The 14593-nt window shown below is 63.6% G+C and carries 14 protein-coding genes and 1 tRNA gene; 8 read left to right on the top strand and 7 right to left on the bottom strand.

Annotated elements, in window-relative coordinates; translation table 11 throughout:
* The first annotated feature begins 10 nt into the window (after positions 1 to 10).
* Complete coding sequence (locus tag QF015_RS20285; protein ID WP_429390556.1) at positions 11 to 1378, top strand: tyrosine-type recombinase/integrase; 1368 nt, start codon at positions 11 to 13, stop codon at positions 1376 to 1378.
* Between the two features lie 83 nt (positions 1379 to 1461).
* On the opposite strand, the gene QF015_RS20280 is transcribed toward QF015_RS20285, so the two are convergent.
* Positions 1462 to 1534: transfer RNA gene (locus QF015_RS20280), tRNA-Lys, on the bottom strand.
* Between the two features lie 238 nt (positions 1535 to 1772).
* Between QF015_RS20280 and QF015_RS20275 the strand changes: the two genes are divergently transcribed.
* Positions 1773 to 2432: a hypothetical protein gene (locus QF015_RS20275; RefSeq protein ID WP_207595776.1), complete on the top strand. Its 660-nt coding sequence runs from the start codon at positions 1773 to 1775 to the stop codon at positions 2430 to 2432.
* Positions 2433 to 2666: 234 nt separating this feature from the next.
* Here QF015_RS20275 and QF015_RS20270 read toward each other — a convergent pair whose 3' ends face one another.
* Positions 2667 to 3383: a hypothetical protein gene (locus QF015_RS20270; protein WP_310203882.1), complete on the bottom strand. Its 717-nt coding sequence runs from the start codon at positions 3381 to 3383 to the stop codon at positions 2667 to 2669.
* A 212-nt stretch (positions 3384 to 3595) separates the two neighbouring features.
* Here QF015_RS20270 and QF015_RS20265 point away from each other — a divergent pair, with 212 nt between their 5' ends.
* Positions 3596 to 4213: a DUF47 domain-containing protein gene (locus QF015_RS20265; protein WP_310203885.1), complete on the top strand. Its 618-nt coding sequence runs from the start codon at positions 3596 to 3598 to the stop codon at positions 4211 to 4213.
* Position 4214: 1 nt separating this feature from the next.
* A complete protein-coding gene (locus QF015_RS20260) occupies positions 4215 to 5231 on the top strand; it encodes an inorganic phosphate transporter (protein WP_429390555.1) in 1017 nt (338 codons plus the stop codon).
* Between the two features lie 94 nt (positions 5232 to 5325).
* Here QF015_RS20260 and pstB read toward each other — a convergent pair whose 3' ends face one another.
* The 4 genes from pstB to pstS form a co-directional block, all read right to left on the bottom strand.
* Complete coding sequence (pstB, locus tag QF015_RS20255) at positions 5326 to 6105, bottom strand: phosphate ABC transporter ATP-binding protein PstB (protein ID WP_011772968.1); 780 nt, start codon at positions 6103 to 6105, stop codon at positions 5326 to 5328.
* A gap of 71 nt (positions 6106 to 6176) precedes the next feature.
* On the bottom strand, positions 6177 to 7280 hold the full coding sequence (pstA, locus tag QF015_RS20250; protein WP_310203890.1) for a phosphate ABC transporter permease PstA: 1104 nt from the start codon (positions 7278 to 7280) through the stop codon (positions 6177 to 6179).
* Entirely contained in the window at positions 7281 to 8213 is a 933-nt protein-coding gene (gene pstC / locus QF015_RS20245; RefSeq protein ID WP_310203893.1) for a phosphate ABC transporter permease subunit PstC, read from the bottom strand. It abuts the gene before it with no gap.
* A 137-nt stretch (positions 8214 to 8350) separates the two neighbouring features.
* Positions 8351 to 9472, bottom strand: a complete 1122-nt coding sequence (pstS, locus tag QF015_RS20240) for a phosphate ABC transporter substrate-binding protein PstS (protein ID WP_310203896.1) — start codon at positions 9470 to 9472, stop codon at positions 8351 to 8353.
* Positions 9473 to 9718: 246 nt separating this feature from the next.
* On the opposite strand from pstS, the gene QF015_RS20235 reads away from it, so the two are divergent.
* The 4 genes from QF015_RS20235 to QF015_RS20220 are packed head-to-tail and all read left to right on the top strand — an operon-like array spanning position 9719 to position 13670.
* Complete coding sequence (locus QF015_RS20235; protein ID WP_310203899.1) at positions 9719 to 10846, top strand: FUSC family protein; 1128 nt, start codon at positions 9719 to 9721, stop codon at positions 10844 to 10846.
* Positions 10847 to 10887: 41 nt separating this feature from the next.
* The gene (locus tag QF015_RS20230) at positions 10888 to 11586 is read left to right on the top strand and encodes a phosphatase PAP2 family protein (RefSeq protein ID WP_429390554.1); all 699 of its coding nucleotides are present in this window, start codon (positions 10888 to 10890) and stop codon (positions 11584 to 11586) included.
* A 32-nt stretch (positions 11587 to 11618) separates the two neighbouring features.
* Positions 11619 to 12992 (top strand): DNA repair protein RadA, encoded by a 1374-nt coding sequence (radA, locus tag QF015_RS20225; protein ID WP_429390553.1) that lies wholly within the window; start codon positions 11619 to 11621, stop codon positions 12990 to 12992.
* Positions 12993 to 13046: 54 nt separating this feature from the next.
* On the top strand, positions 13047 to 13670 hold the full coding sequence (locus tag QF015_RS20220) for a Pr6Pr family membrane protein (RefSeq protein ID WP_429390552.1): 624 nt from the start codon (positions 13047 to 13049) through the stop codon (positions 13668 to 13670).
* On the opposite strand, the gene QF015_RS20215 is transcribed toward QF015_RS20220, so the two are convergent.
* Positions 13667 to 14383, bottom strand: a complete 717-nt coding sequence (locus tag QF015_RS20215; RefSeq protein WP_429390551.1) for a TetR/AcrR family transcriptional regulator — start codon at positions 14381 to 14383, stop codon at positions 13667 to 13669. The two genes, QF015_RS20220 and QF015_RS20215, sit on opposite strands and share 4 nt — an antisense overlap.
* Between the last annotated feature and the right edge of the window lie 210 nt (positions 14384 to 14593).

Here is a 14593-nt window from a genome sequence, read left to right as displayed (position 1 = left end):
AGGGGAAGCCATGTCCGAACCAGAGAAGCCCAAGAAGAGGCGACCCAAAGGCGACGGCGCCGAGGCCTATCAGCTGCCAGACGGCCGCTGGCGGGCAGAGGTGGACCTCGGAGTGGGTGCCAACGGCAAACGCCGGCGCCGCCCTGTGTACGGGGCAACCAGAGCGGAAGCGAATAGGGCGCTGCGCGATGCCCTTCGCCATAAAGAGGACGGCGTCCTATCAGCTTCCAGGCCACCAACCTTGCAGGCCTGGCTGGACCACTGGCTGACAACCATCGCACCAACCTCTGGGCGCGTGCGTCCACGGACGATGGTCGGCTACCGCTCCTATATAAGGGTCTGGGTCGACGACAAGCCGCTTGGCAAGGTCCGCTTGGACAAACTCAAGCCCGAGCATTTCGAGCTGGCGTACGCCGGCATGCGTGAACTGGGCAAGTCTGAGAGCACTATCGCGCAGCTGCACCGTATCCTTCACAGGGCTCTGAAGATCGCTGTTCAACGGCAGCGCATAGCGACGAATCCGACGGACCGGATGGACGGCCCGCAGGCGGCCGCGTTCGAACCGCAGATCCTCACGACGGCTGATGCCAAAAAGCTGGTACGGGCTGCAGCGGCTGACCATGAGAACGGCGCCCGGTGGCTGCTGTCCTTGGCCATGGGGCCGCGTCAGGGCGAAGTCTTGGGGCTGGCGTGGGACAAGATGGACCTTGACGGCGGCAAGTTGAGCATCCACCGGGAGCTGTTCCGGCTGCCGTGGCAACATGGATGCCCGGACGCGGCTGAGAAGAAGCCCAGCTGCGGAGGCAAGCGCGGCGCGGACTGCCCCAAACGGCACGGCGGCGGCCTCTACCTAGGCGAACCGAAGTCGAAGGCTGGCAAGCGCGACGTCCCTCTCCCCGATGACCTGGTGAAGGCCTTCCGCGTGCACCGGCGTGAGCAGCTGCGGATCCGCACCGAGGAAGGCGAGCGGTGGGCGCCGTTCACTTCGGCCAACGGCGAGACCGTCGAGCTGGTTTTCAGCCAGCGCAACGGCAAAGCCCACGACGCCCGCAAAGACCACGCAGCCTGGAAGACGTTCCTGGCTGACAACGGAGTCGATGAGGTGCGCGTGCACGACTCGCGCCAAACAGCCGCCACCGTCCTGCTGCTCATGGGCGTGCCCGGGCGCGTCGTCATGGACATCATGGGCTGGTCTCAGATGTCCATGCTCACCCGATACCAGCACGTCCTGGACGAGATGAAAGTGGACGCAGCACGCAAGATCGGAAACGCCCTCTGGTCCCCCGATCCCGAGCCAGAACCGGAACCTGAGCCCGCACCGGCCGCACCCTCCACGGTGGTCGATTTCGCTGCGTTCCGAAAGCGCCGGAGCGGATAGGCCACCAAATAGGCCACCAAGCTCAAAAGCGGCGGTGCATAAAAAATCCCCCGGAACCGCGTGGTTCCGGGGGATTAGGAGGGTGGGCCCTGTGGGGATCGAACCCACGACCCACGGATTAAAAGTCCGATGCTCTACCAACTGAGCTAAAGGCCCCTCCAGCTGTAGAAACAGCCATGAATACTGTACCCCAACGTCAAGGCAGACGAGGAACTCAAGGTGACGTGCGCCGTCGTCACCTTCTTTGGGGGAACGCTCGACGGCGGCGCGGGGCGGCAGCGGCGTGTCGGACCCGGGACGGCGCCAAAGCAGGTGGTGAAGGCACACCCCCGGCAACGGCGCAGCCCGGCAACCGTTACTCGACCCCACCAGAGCACAGGAGTACGGTGAACTCATGAGCGAACAGCCAGGACCACGCGCGTACGGCGGAGCAAACAGGCACCACAAACCCAAGCCTTTTGCTCCGATCGATTTTGAACCGTTCGCCGGCGGGGCAGACCCCGCGCGGGTTTCCGAGGCCGCCCACCTTGCTGCGCAGGCCTTGGTGAGGCGGGGCCGCGACAGCGACGACCCCAAGGTCACCCGTCGCCTCGTAAAACTGGCCGATGAGCAGGGACTGGAAGCCATCGCCGAGATGTGGGCCGAAAGCCCCGCCCGCAGCCTTCCCGGCGCGCTCTGGAGGCTCTACGCCCTCCGCGCCGCCACCATCCAGAACCCCGAGAAGATCTCCGTCTACTTCAGGGCCGGCCGCGATACCGCGCAGGTTTCCAACGTCGTCGCCGGCGCAGCGGAGCCGCCCGGAGCCGATGAAATGAAAACCATGGCTGACGCCATTTTGTCCGGCGCGTTCGACGGCGAGTTCGACGTCGCGCTGGAACGTTCCGCTGCTTTCTGCCGCGTGGTGGCACTCGGCCAGGCGACCCTCGCCGACGGCGCAGAGCACAGCAATGAAAGTCACGCGAGCAAGCTGACCCGCAACTCGCACCAGCTCGTCAAAACGGCCGAGGACCTTGAGCACGCCGCCAATGCATGGCGTCTGGGCGAGCTGGACTAGCCAACAAAGAGGGCGAAACGTACCCACGCCGACCCCGGACTGTCAATGTTGACTTAGCCCGCCGGACGGTGAAAACTAAAACTGGTGTCGAACCGCGAAACCCCCGGGCTTCAACTTATAGCCGCTTCGAGCGGCCTACCGCCGAGAGGCGTATCCGGTTCGGCACCATTTTTATGCCCGGACGCAGATTGCCCGGGACCGCAGTGAGACGGACCCGGGCAAATGCAGTCGGAATTACTTCAGCGTGACCGTGGTGTCCGCCGTTTCCTTCTTGTCGTGATCCAGATCGCCGGCAGCGTCCTGGGGCGTCAAGGTCGCCTTGATCTCCGTTTCCTTACCGGCCGTGTAGGCGAAGTTCTCCGCAATGTTGAACGACTCCCCCGGCTTTAGCACGAACGGGGCCTTTTCCTTCAGCTTGGTTCCGGTGCTGGAAAGCCCATGCTTCTTGTAGCCGTCACTGCTGGAGTCCGATGGCATGCCGCCAAGGTACTTCCAGTCCGTGTACTTGGCCGAAGGGGTGACCAGGGAGTGGCTCAGGGGAATATCTGCTGATGAAGTGTTGGTGACCACGTAGTTCAGGTAAACCACAGGCGCACCCTTCTTCAGCAGGTTCTCCTTGGTGTCCTTGTCCACGAACATGCTGTCCTTGGACGCCACGTCCGTGGCCACTTGGTAGATGTCCACGCTGAAGCTATCGCCCTTGAGCGAGCCAAGCTTGTCTCCCGAATCTGAAATAGGGAGCGCCCAGGCTGCGGCGGTGTAAGCGCCGGAGGAGGTCCCGGCTCCTTCGGAAGAGGCAGCGGAGGGCGAGGCCGACGTTGACGCCGAGGCTGACGAAGAAGGAGACGAGGACGACGACGATTCGGCACCACCCGTCGTCGAGCCCGCCGTCGTGGTGCCGCAGGCACTGAGCGCGAGCATTCCAGCTGCCGCGAGGCTGGTGATTTTCACAACATTATTGAGTCGCATAATTCCCCCATTGAGTGGATTAATCCGGAGCTTGCCCAGTCTTTCACAGTGCCGGAGGCGTTGCGATGGGGACTTCTTCCCTTCACACCCCCGCCCTTCACTGGAGCACTGAATGGACCGGTAAAGTTGGGACCGAAATGGGCTGCGTCAAGTCAAGCCGCCCACGCCCATCCGTCCCCAGCCCGGAAAGCGATATGAAGCTGCGCCTTTTCCCCCAGGAACCTGCCGGGCTCGTCCTCCTCGCGCAGATGGCCAGTGTGATCGTGGCCGGCACCGGGACGCTCTCCGAAATTCTTGGAGCCCCAGCCAGCGAGCACGAGCGCCTCGCCGAAGAACTTCACGAACACGAGTCCAAGTCCCTGGACCTGCACTTCGCCCTGCTGACCCACATGCGCACCAGCTTTGTGAACCCGCTCCCCCGCGAGGACATGTACACGCTGTCCCGCCACCTCACCGAGGCCATGGAGAAACTCGACGCCGCCGGTGACCTTGTAGCCCTCTACAAGCTGGACCGACTTCCCAAACGGGCAGCCGACCAACTGGAGATCATCAGCCGGCAGGCCGAGCTCACCGTGGACGCCATGCGGAAACTCGAAGACCTGGACGAGCTTGAGGACTACTGGATCGAGATCCTCCGGCTGGCAAAGCGCGCAGAACGGACCCACCGGATCTGGGTGGCCGAGATGCTCAAGGACATGAAATCCACGCAATACGCGCGGCACCGGGACATCGCCAACCAGTTGGTGGAAGTTACCAAGGACATGCGGAAGGTCGCCACGCAGGTAGGCAGCATCATCGTCAAGGAATCATGACGTGACCATCGCCATCCTGGTCCTGGTAGTTGGCCTGGCTTCCGGTTTCGCATTCCTGAACGGCTTCCGCGACGTCTCCAACGCCGTCGCACTTTCCACGCGGACCCGCGCACTCACTCCCTCCATTGCGGTGCTCCTGGCCGCCATCTTCAACTTTGTGGGCGCCATGCTCAGCGGCACTTTCATCCTGGCCTTCACCCAGTCCTGGATCACCCTGCCGAGCGGCACCAGCGGCCTGACCATCCTCGCCTCGGCCCTCACGGCAGCCATCCTGTGGGGAGTGTACGCGTGGTGGCGCGGCATCCCGCTGTCCTCCACCAACTCATTGGTAGGTGGACTGATCGGCGCTGGCGCGGCGAGTGTCCTGGTCGGGGGAAACGCGTTGGGAGGCCTGGACAACATCCTGCTCACCCAGGTGGCGCTGCCCCTGATTCTTTCGCCCGTCATCGCGTTTGTGGCGGCATACCTGCTGGTGTGGCCCGTGACGTGGGCTGCACGGTACACGCAGCCCAACGTGGTCAACCGGCGATTTCGCCGCGCCCAAGCCATTTCGGCCGCCGCGGTTGCTTTTGGCCACGGGCTGCAGGATGGCCAGCGCACAGCTGCGGTGATCCTGCTCGCCGTGGTGGCAGCAGGGTTATCCGGTGGCAACGATGTGCCTCTCTGGATCCTCCTTCTCACCGCCGTCATGCTGACTGCAGGCACCATGTTCGGTGGATGGAGGATCTCCCATACCTTGGGCCACAAGCTCATCCGGGTGGATCCACTGCGGGGTTTCGTATCTCAGACGCTGACCTCTGTGATGCTCTTTATCGGCGCCATCGGTTTCCATCTGCCGCTCTCCACTACCCACATGTTGACCGCGTCCGTGCTGGGGTCGGGGGTCAACCAACGCTTCCACACGGTCAACAGGCGCCTGGTCCGGAGGATTCTGTTGTTCTGGCTGGTGACTCCCTTGGTCACAGCCGCCGCTGCCTTCATCCTGGAGCTGGCGTTCTCGCCCCTCGCAGACCTGTAGTTGGACAAGAAAAAACGACGGCGGCCGTACCCCCAAGGCGACGGCCGCCGTCGTTCTGTGCCGACTCCCCCCAGAAGCCGGAACCTGCGAACCCTTATCCGAAGCGGCCGGAGACGTAGTCTTCCGTGGCCTTCTGGCCGGGGTTGTTGAAGATGCTGGTGGTGTCAGCGAACTCGATCAGCTTGCCCGGCTTGCCGGTGCCCGCGATGTTGAAGAACGCGGTCTTGTCCGACACACGCGCAGCCTGCTGCATGTTGTGGGTCACAATCACCACGGTGTACTGGTCCTTGAGCTCGTTGATGAGGTCCTCGACGGCCAGTGTCGAAATGGGGTCCAGCGCGGAGCAGGGCTCGTCCATGAGGATCACCTGGGGCTCAACGGCAATGGCGCGGGCGATGCAGAGGCGCTGCTGCTGGCCACCTGAAAGGCCGGAACCGGGCTTGTCCAGGCGGTCCTTGACCTCGTTCCACAGGTTGGCGCCCACCAAGGACTTCTCCACAAGGGCATCTGCTGCGCCCTTGGAGATCTTCTTGTTGTTCAGCTTCACGCCGGCCAGCACGTTGTCGCGGATGGACATGGTGGGGAACGGGTTGGGGCGCTGGAAGACCATGCCCACCTGGGTACGGACGGTTACGGGGTCCACGCCGGGGCCGTAGAGGTTGTCGCCGTCCAGGAGGACCTCGCCCTCGACGCGTGCGCCGGGAAGGACCTCGTGCATGCGGTTCAGCGTGCGGAGGAAAGTGGACTTGCCACAGCCGGACGGGCCGATGAAAGCCGTGACGGACTTGGCCTGGATGTTGATGTTGACGTCCTCGACGGCCAGGAAATTGCCGTAGTAGACATTCAGGTCTTTGACGTCGATGCGCTTGGACATGGTGTTCCTTTGTTCCTTGGGGGTACTGGAAGTTTGAAGGTTCCGCCGTACGTAACCGGCGGCAGGCCCGGCTAGCGTCCCGTTTTGGGTGCGAACAGACGGGCTATGAGGCGTGCTCCGAGGTTCAGGAGCATCACCAGGATGATCAGCACCAGCGCGGCGCCCCAGGCCCTCTGATCCGAAGGTTCAGGGTTGGACGGCGACGTCGGGTTGAGGATCTGCGTGTAAATGAACGTGGGCAGAGAGGCCATCCAGCCACCGAACACGTTGTTGTTGATGGTGGTGGCGAAACCTGCGGTCACCAGGATGGGTGCGGTTTCGCCGATAACCCGGGCGATCGCCAAGGTGACGCCGGACGCGATGCCGGAGATCGCCGTCGGGATGACCACCTTGGTGATGGTGCGCCACTTGCGGACGCCCAGCGCGTACGAGGCTTCGCGGAGCTCGTTGGGGACGATCTTGAGCATTTCCTCGCTGGACCGGACCACTACCGGGATCATCAGCACGGAAAGCGCGACGGCGGCTACCGCACCGGTTTTGGTGCCGGGGCCCACAATGGCGAAGAAGAACGCTGCCGCGAACAGGCCTGCCACGATCGACGGGATGCCGGTCATGACGTCCACGAAGAACGTGATGGCGCGGGCCAGCGGACGGTCGTTGCCGTATTCCACCAGGTAGATCGAGGTGAGCAGGCCCACCGGCACGCTGATCACCGTGGCAAGGAGCGTGATCTGGAGGGTGCCCAGCAGTGCGTGGTAGATACCGCCGAGAACCGGGGCACCTTCCTCTACGGCCTTGTTATCGAACGCGCCCGTGACGCCGTTCATGGACGTTCCGAGGAAGCCGGGGGTGATGAGGCCGGGGATGCCGTTGATCAGTACGGTGAAGATCACCGAGATCAGCGGCAGGAGGGCGATCAGGAATGCGCCTACCACCAGGCAGGTGGCGAGCTTGTCCTTGGCTTTGCGGGCGCCCTCGACAACGCCGCTCCAGGAAACCAGGCCAACGGCGAACAGGATGGCGGAGACGATGCCCCAGCCGAAGGCGTTGAAGCCGATGAGCGCCAGGATTGCCGCACCCACGATCAAGGCGACGGCCAGGACAATGTAGGGCGCGAACTTGGGCAACTGGCCCTTGGTGAGCGCGGAGCGCTTGCGGACTACTGTGGCGGTCATTTAGTTGGCTCCCGAGAATTCTTTGTGCCGGCTGATGATCCAGCGGGCGATCATGTTCACGCCAAGGGTGATGACGAACAGCACCAGGCCGGCAGCGATCAACGTGTTGACCTTGAGGCCACTGGCTTCGGGGAAGTTCAGGGCGATTTCCGCGGCGATGGTCTGGTTGCCGGACTGGATAAGGCTGGCAGTCAGGACGCCGGAGGAAAGCACCAGGGCAACGGCCATGGTCTCACCGAGCGCACGGCCCAGGCCCAGCATGATGGCGCTGATGATGCCCGGACGGCCGAAAGGCAGCACGGCCATCTTGATCATTTCCCAGCGGGTGGCTCCCAATGCCAACGCTGCTTCCTCGTGCAGCTTGGGGGTCTGCAGGAAGATTTCGCGGGACAGGGAGGTGATGATCGGCAGGACCATGACGGACAGGACGATGCCTGCAGTCAGGATGGTCTTGCCAGTGGCCGACGCCGGGCCCTCAAAGATGGGGATCCAGCCGAGGTAGGTGGCCAGCCAGTCGTAGGCAGGCGAGATTTCCTTGGCCAGGAAGGCCGCACCCCAGGCACCGTAGACCACGGAAGGAATGGCGGCGAGCAGGTCCACGACGTAGCCCAGCCCGGAAGCGAGCCGGCGCGGGGCGTAGTGCGAAATGAACAGTGCCACACCGATGGCCACCGGGGTGGCGATGACGAGTGCTATGACTGCGGCAATGAGGGTGCCCACCACGATCGGCGCGATGTAGGCGAAGAAGCCTTTGCCGCCTTGGATGTCTTCAGCCGGGGCGGTGAGCGCAGGGATTGCCTGCACCACAAGGAACAACGCGACTCCGAAGAGAACCGCGAGAATCAGGCACCCTGCGGCCATGGCGGCCCCGGAGAAAACCTTGTCCCCGGCGCGTCCTGCGCCCTGGGAGGTTGTCAGGGAGTTGGTGGTCACTTCACGATCCTTCAGTCTCAGTGAACTGGTCTTACATGGCTAAGTTCCCTGCCCCGGTCCGGTGCCGCGGTGGCCACCGGAGTGCGGGACAGGGAACTTCAATGTTCAGCCGGGTTCAGCAAACCCGCCGGCGAAACCTAGGACTTGGCCTTGATGGTTTCGATAGCGGCCGTTGCCTTCTCCTGCAGCGTTTTGGAGAGCGGCGCGGACTTTGCGGCGTCGGCTGCGGTCTTCTGCCCTTCGTCGGAAACGACGTAGCTTTCGAAGGCCTTGACCAGGTCAGCGACAGCAGCAGTTTCGTAGGTCGTGCACACGACGTGGTACGAAACGAGGACTACGGGGTAAGCGCCCGATGCGGTGGTCTTGCGGTCCAGCTTGATGGCGACGTCGTTGGCAGCGCGGCCGTCAACGGCCTTGCCGGCTTCGACGGCCTTGGCTGCAGCGTCAGCGGAGATCTTGACGAACTCGTCGCCCACCTTGATGGACGCGGTACCGAGCTTGCCGGAGACAGCGGAGTCATCTGCGTAGGTTACGGCACCCGGGGTGTCGGTAACGGTCTTGACGACGCCGGAGGTGCCCTTGGCATTTTCGCCGGCCAGGGTAGCGGGCCAGACGCCGGCAGCCTTGTCCGTCCAGACCTCGGGAGCTGCAGCTGCGAGGTAGTCGGTGAAGTTGGTGGTGGTGCCGGAGTCGTCAGAGCGGTTCACCGGGGTGACCTTGAGGTCCGGGAGGGTGACGCCTTCGTTGAGGGCGGCGATTGCGGGGTCGTTCCAGTTGGCGATTTCGCCGCGGAAGATCTTGGCGACCGTTGCGGCGTCGAGCTTCAGTTCCTTGACGTCCGGGATGTTGAAGGCGACGGCGATCGGGGAGATGTACACCGGGATGTTGATGGCGCCGTCGGGGCCGCACTTGGCCTTGGAGCTTTCGAGCTCTTCGTCCTTCAGGTAGGCGTCCGAGCCGGCGAACTGTGCTGAGCCGTCGATGATGGCCTTGCGGCCTGCGCCGGAACCGTCCGGGGAGTACTGGACCGAAGCGCCGGAGTTGGCGGCGGAGAAACCGGCTTTCCAGGCGTCCATGGCTGCGCCGGTGGAGGAGGCGCCGATGCCGGTCAGGGTGCCGGTGACCTTGGTGCCTGAGGCTGCCGACTGGGTGCCGCCAGTGGTGCCCGTTGCGTTGTCTGAACCGCAAGCAGTGAGCGCGAGAGCGCCGGCTGCGATGACCGCGATTGCCGCGTTGCGGCCGAAGTGAGTTGCCTTCACTTGGATGTGCCCCTTCCAGGGATTCTTCGATGCGGGCCGAACGGAGATTTCGGCGTGCGCGAGCTGAGGACCTTTTGTTCCTTTACTGAAGGTAAGGAGCGCAGGTAACGGGACCTGCGGTAGAAGGTGAACAGAAAGTGAACGACGGCGGACCATTGGGTAATGTGGCGCGCGCCACCTTGAGCGGCACCCGGGTTGTGTTGGTGCCTTCGCCGGAACCTGAGCCGGGCAAATAGACTGGACGACATGGCCGCCGCGAAGGGATTTTCCGCAAGCAAGAGGTTCCTGCGTGCCAGAGTCCGTACAGGTTTGGTCCGCAGCCGGAATTCGTTGACGCCGGCCATCCAGATGACCGTGTGCGCGGTGGGCGCCTACGCTTTCGCCGAGTACGTCCTGGGCCACCAAGGCCCGTTGTTTGCGGCTACGTCTTCCCTGATTGCCCTTGGCTTCTCCCGTGATCCGCGCCTGCGCCGGGTGATCGAAGTGGGGCTGGGGTGCACACTCGGCATCGTGGTGGGTGACCTGCTGCTTCACTGGCTGGGCGCCGGGATCTGGCAGGCCGCCGTCGTGCTTCTTTTCTCCATCCTGCTGGCCAGATTCCTGGACAGCGGCACTATTTTCACCACCCAACTGGGCCTGCAGTCGTTGCTGGTGGTGCTGCTGCCGGCGCCTGCCGGCGGGCCCTTTACGCGCAGCCTGGATGCCGTGGTCGGTGGCGTGTTCGCGCTGCTGGTAACCATCCTGGTGCCGAAGGATCCGCGCCGCGAGCCCCGGAAGGACGTCCAGAAGATCCTGCACGAGCTCGCCGAAGTGCTGCGTGAGTGCGGGAAAGCGATGGTTGAAAGCGACTCCACGATCGCCTGGCACGCCCTGATCCGTGGCCGCAACTGCCAGCCGTTGGTGGACCGGATGCGGCAGACGCTGCGCGCCTCGGGCGAGGTGGCCACACTGGCTCCCGCGCACCGAAGGCATCGCGATGAACTGGCCGGCCTGGAACATTCCCTGGAGTACATCGACCTCGCACTACGCAACAGCCGGGTGTTTGCGCGGCGCCTCACCAGCGCCATCAACCACGCTGCATTGTCCGATGAAGCGATCGACAGCATCTCCGAGGTCCTGCAGGAAACGGCTGCGGCGATCGACGAGATGACCATCGGGTTGTCCGAGCAAAGCGAAGGGACACGCCGCGTTCATTTGCGCCGGGCCCGGAATGACCTCTCGGACATTGCAGCGCGGCTGCACCCCAAGATGCTTGATGTCCAGCGGCTTGAGGGCGAAACCGTAGTGATGCTGTTCCGTCCACTCATGGTGGACCTCCTGGAAGCCAGCGGGATGGAACCGGACGAGGCCCGCGCGGTGCTCCCGGCGCTGTAGCCTCGCAGAGAAGCCCCAGACCTGTTTGGCAGAATGAACCAATGACCCCCGCCTTTTCCACGCGTTTCCAGGCTGCACCGGCGCTCAAGCTTCGGCAGCGGCCCCTGTTCCTGTGGGCAGGCATTTTGCTGGTGGCCGGGGACGCCGTCTTCTGGCTCATGTTCGCCGCAGTGCTGTCCGGGACCGGGCTTGCCACGTTGGATGGTGCGGTCCACAGCTTCATGGTTGATTCGCGCAACCCCTTGCTTACTGCGCTCCTGATGGCAGTAACCACCGTGACCTCACCCTTGTGGATCACCATCATTGGCGTGGTGGTGGCGGTGACATGGACGGTATGGAAAAGAGAACTCTGGCGGCCGGCCGTCCTCCTGGGCGCCATGGTACTTGCCATCATCCTGTTCGCGGTGGTGAGACAGGACGTGGGGCGCTCCGGACCGCCGTCGTCCGATGTCCTGCTGGGCCCTGACGACGCACTGTCCTTCCCCTCCGGCCACACCCTGGGCGCCGGGATCTTCGCGCTTGTCCTCACCTACCTGGTGGTCTCGCGCTCCGGCTCACGCATGACGGGGGTCCTCGCCTTCACCGGTGCCGCCCTGCTGACGCTGCTGGTTGCCTGCAGCCGGATCTACCTCGGGTATCACTGGCTCACGGATGTGGTCGCTTCTCTTGGGCTCGCGCTTGGCGTGACGGGCATTGCGGTGTTTGTGGACGCAGCCCGGCACGGCGGACGGCGCGGCTAATACTGTCAGTCCCCGCCACTACGCTTGAACCCATGGCTTCCAAGACGACCCGCGCATCCAAAACACCCGCCTACAAGTGTGCCGAATGCGGCTGGACCGCCATCAAGTGGGTGGGCCGCTGTGGCGAATGCCAGGCGTGGGGAACCGTTGAGGAATACGGCGCCACCGTAGCGCGCACGACGGCGGCGGCAACAGTCCTGGAGCCGGCCCGCCGTATCGCTGAGGTGGATGGGACCACGGCAGCATTCCTGCCCACAGGCGTGGATGAACTGGACCGCGTCCTCGGCGGAGGGCTCGTCCCAGGCGCGGTCATCCTGCTCGCGGGGGAACCCGGCGTCGGAAAGTCCACCCTCCTGCTGGACGTGGCCGCGAAGTTCGCCCGAACCGGCCAGGACGTCCTGTACATCACCGGTGAAGAGTCCGCTGCGCAGGTGAAGCTGCGCGCCGAGCGGATCGACGCCGTCGCCCACACCCTTTATCTTTCCGCGGAAACCGACCTCGGACAGGCCCTTGGGCAAGTGGAAAAGCTGGAGCCCAAACTGCTGATTGTGGACTCAGTGCAGACCCTGAGCAGTGCCGACGTCGAAGGCAGTGCCGGCGGTGTTTCGCAGGTGCGCGAGGTCGCCGCATCGATCATTGCCGCAGCCAAACGGCGCAACATGACCACACTGTTGGTGGGCCATGTGACCAAGGAGGGCACCATCGCCGGACCGCGGCTGCTGGAACACCTGGTGGACGTCGTGTGCCAGTTCGAAGGCGAGCGCCACTCCCGCCTGCGCCTGCTGAGGGCTGTCAAGAACCGTTATGGCGCCACGGACGACGTCGGATGCTTCGACCTCAACGAGACGGGCATCGAGGGGTTGGCTGATCCCAGCGGTCTGTTTGTTTCGCGGACCCGGGAGCCCGTTTCCGGAACGTGCATCACGGTGACCATGGAGGGACGCAGGCCGCTGCTTGCTGAGGTCCAGTCGCTCCTTGCCGAGAGCCCCAATTCCCAACCGCGCCGGGCAACCAGCGGCTTGGAAAGTTCCAGGGTCGCCATGCTGCTGGCAGTTCTTCAGCAACGGGCCGGCTGCATGCTTCACAAGGACGATTCCTATGTGGCGACCGTGGGCGGCGTGAAGCTCACAGAGCCGGCAACGGACCTGGCCGTCGCTTTGGCTGTCGCGTCCGCCAAGTCCCGGAAGGCACTCCCCCAGCGGCTGATTGCCTTCGGCGAGGTTGGCCTCGCCGGTGAAGTCCGGCCAGTTCCCGGAATCAACCAGCGAATCCAGGAGGCACACCGGCTCGGTTTCACGCACGCCATTGTTCCTGCCAGCCCTGCAGGTGCCGGTGTTATCCCGGACGGCTTCTCGGTACGCGAAGTGGGCCACTTGGCTGAGGCAATGGAATTGCTGATCACATAATACTGCCGGGGTGTCGGGGCTGTTCGGGGGGTGCAGTCAGCGAGGATGAGAGGCATGACCAAACGGAATGTGCTTATCGGGGGACGCTTTTTCTTTGGGCTTTTGACGTTGGTGGCGGTAGGAACACAGCTGACGGTTCATCTGGGAATGGGCTATGACCTGTGGAACTTCTTCAGCTACTTCACCAACCTGTCCAACATCTTCGCCGCTCTGGTGCTGCTCATCAGCGGCTATCGGGTGCTGATACGGAAGCGACCTACAGAAGCCGACGACGTCACGCGTGGCACGGCCACCATTGCCATGGCCGTGGTGGGCCTGGTGTTCGGCGCCTTGCTCGCCGGCGAGGACCTCGGCTCATTGTTGCCCTGGGTCAACTTCGTGGTCCACTACCTGATGCCCGTGGTGATGGTGGCGGACTGGCTCTTCCAGCCTCCGCGGGCAACGCTGCAACTCCGGCACGTTTGGTTCTGGCTGCTCTACCCCATTGGCTACCTGGTCTACAGCCTGGTCCGTGGCGCTTTGGTGAACTGGTACCCCTACTGGTTCATTGACCCGGCCCGGGCCGGCGGTTGGGGCGGCGTGGTGGTGTTCGCACTCGCCATATCCGTTGGCTTCCTGGTGGTGAGCCTGGCGATGCTATGGCTGGGTAACAAACTCAAGCGCCAGGTGGATTACTAGGCACTTTCCGCTGCGAGCGCCGGCTCAGAGGCTTCTCCACGACGGTTTGCCTCGCCATACCGGCTGATGAGTTCGCTGCTGGCATCCCTCACCGCCTGAATCTTTTGCCTGAGGCCGGCCAGGATCATCACCGTATCGGCCGTAGTGGACGCCGAGTCCGTTGCGATCAGCCCGTCCGCGCGGAGGTTGATCAGTGACTCGACCAGCCGAAAAGCGGTGTCGCCCAGGCCCGGGTCTGCGTCGGAGACCGCCATCAGCTCCCGTCCCAAGTCTCCGTAAATGGACCGGAGTTCCTGCCGTGCTGCCATGAATGGCTGGAAGACTTCCGCCCTGGCTTCCGGCAGGTGATAGAGCACCCCGAGGTTCCAGCGGGAAGTGCAGAGCTGCAAGCCGTCGAACAGGACCACTGCGTGCAGTCGTGCCGCAGCCGACGCAGCGTTAGCCGAGTGCTGATGAATTGCACGCGCGAAGTGAAGGCTGGTGGACACTGTCCCGCCGAGGAGTTCGCCCAGGATCTCGTCCTTGGTGGAGAAGTGGTGATACAGCGACGATTGCCGGATTCCGACGGCGTCGGCAATGGCCCGTGTGGACGTATTGGCGAATCCTTGGCTGGTAAAGAGTTCGGCTGCGGCATCCAGGATTTCATCGCGTGCAGTGGCTCCCGGGCGTACCGCTTGCTGCTTGCGGGGGCGTCCCGGTCCGGTTGTAGTCACACCTCATTCTTGCATCGCCGCAACACCAAAGAGCCTGTTCACGACGTGCTGCCGGAACGGTGAGATTTCCTTAACACGGTTGAAACGAGCGGTAACCAAGGCTTTACATTGCCGAAACGCCATGGGGACACCCCGCTGGAAAACTATCAAGTGACCGATATTGACGGACAGGCAGTCAAAAACCTCTCCGAACTGGTCCCATATCCCGTT

This window comes from Paenarthrobacter sp. TE4293, assembly GCF_050435325.1.
Lineage (GTDB): Bacteria > Actinomycetota > Actinomycetes > Actinomycetales > Micrococcaceae > Arthrobacter > Arthrobacter nitroguajacolicus_C.
This window is presented reverse-complemented; position numbering and strand designations above follow the sequence as displayed.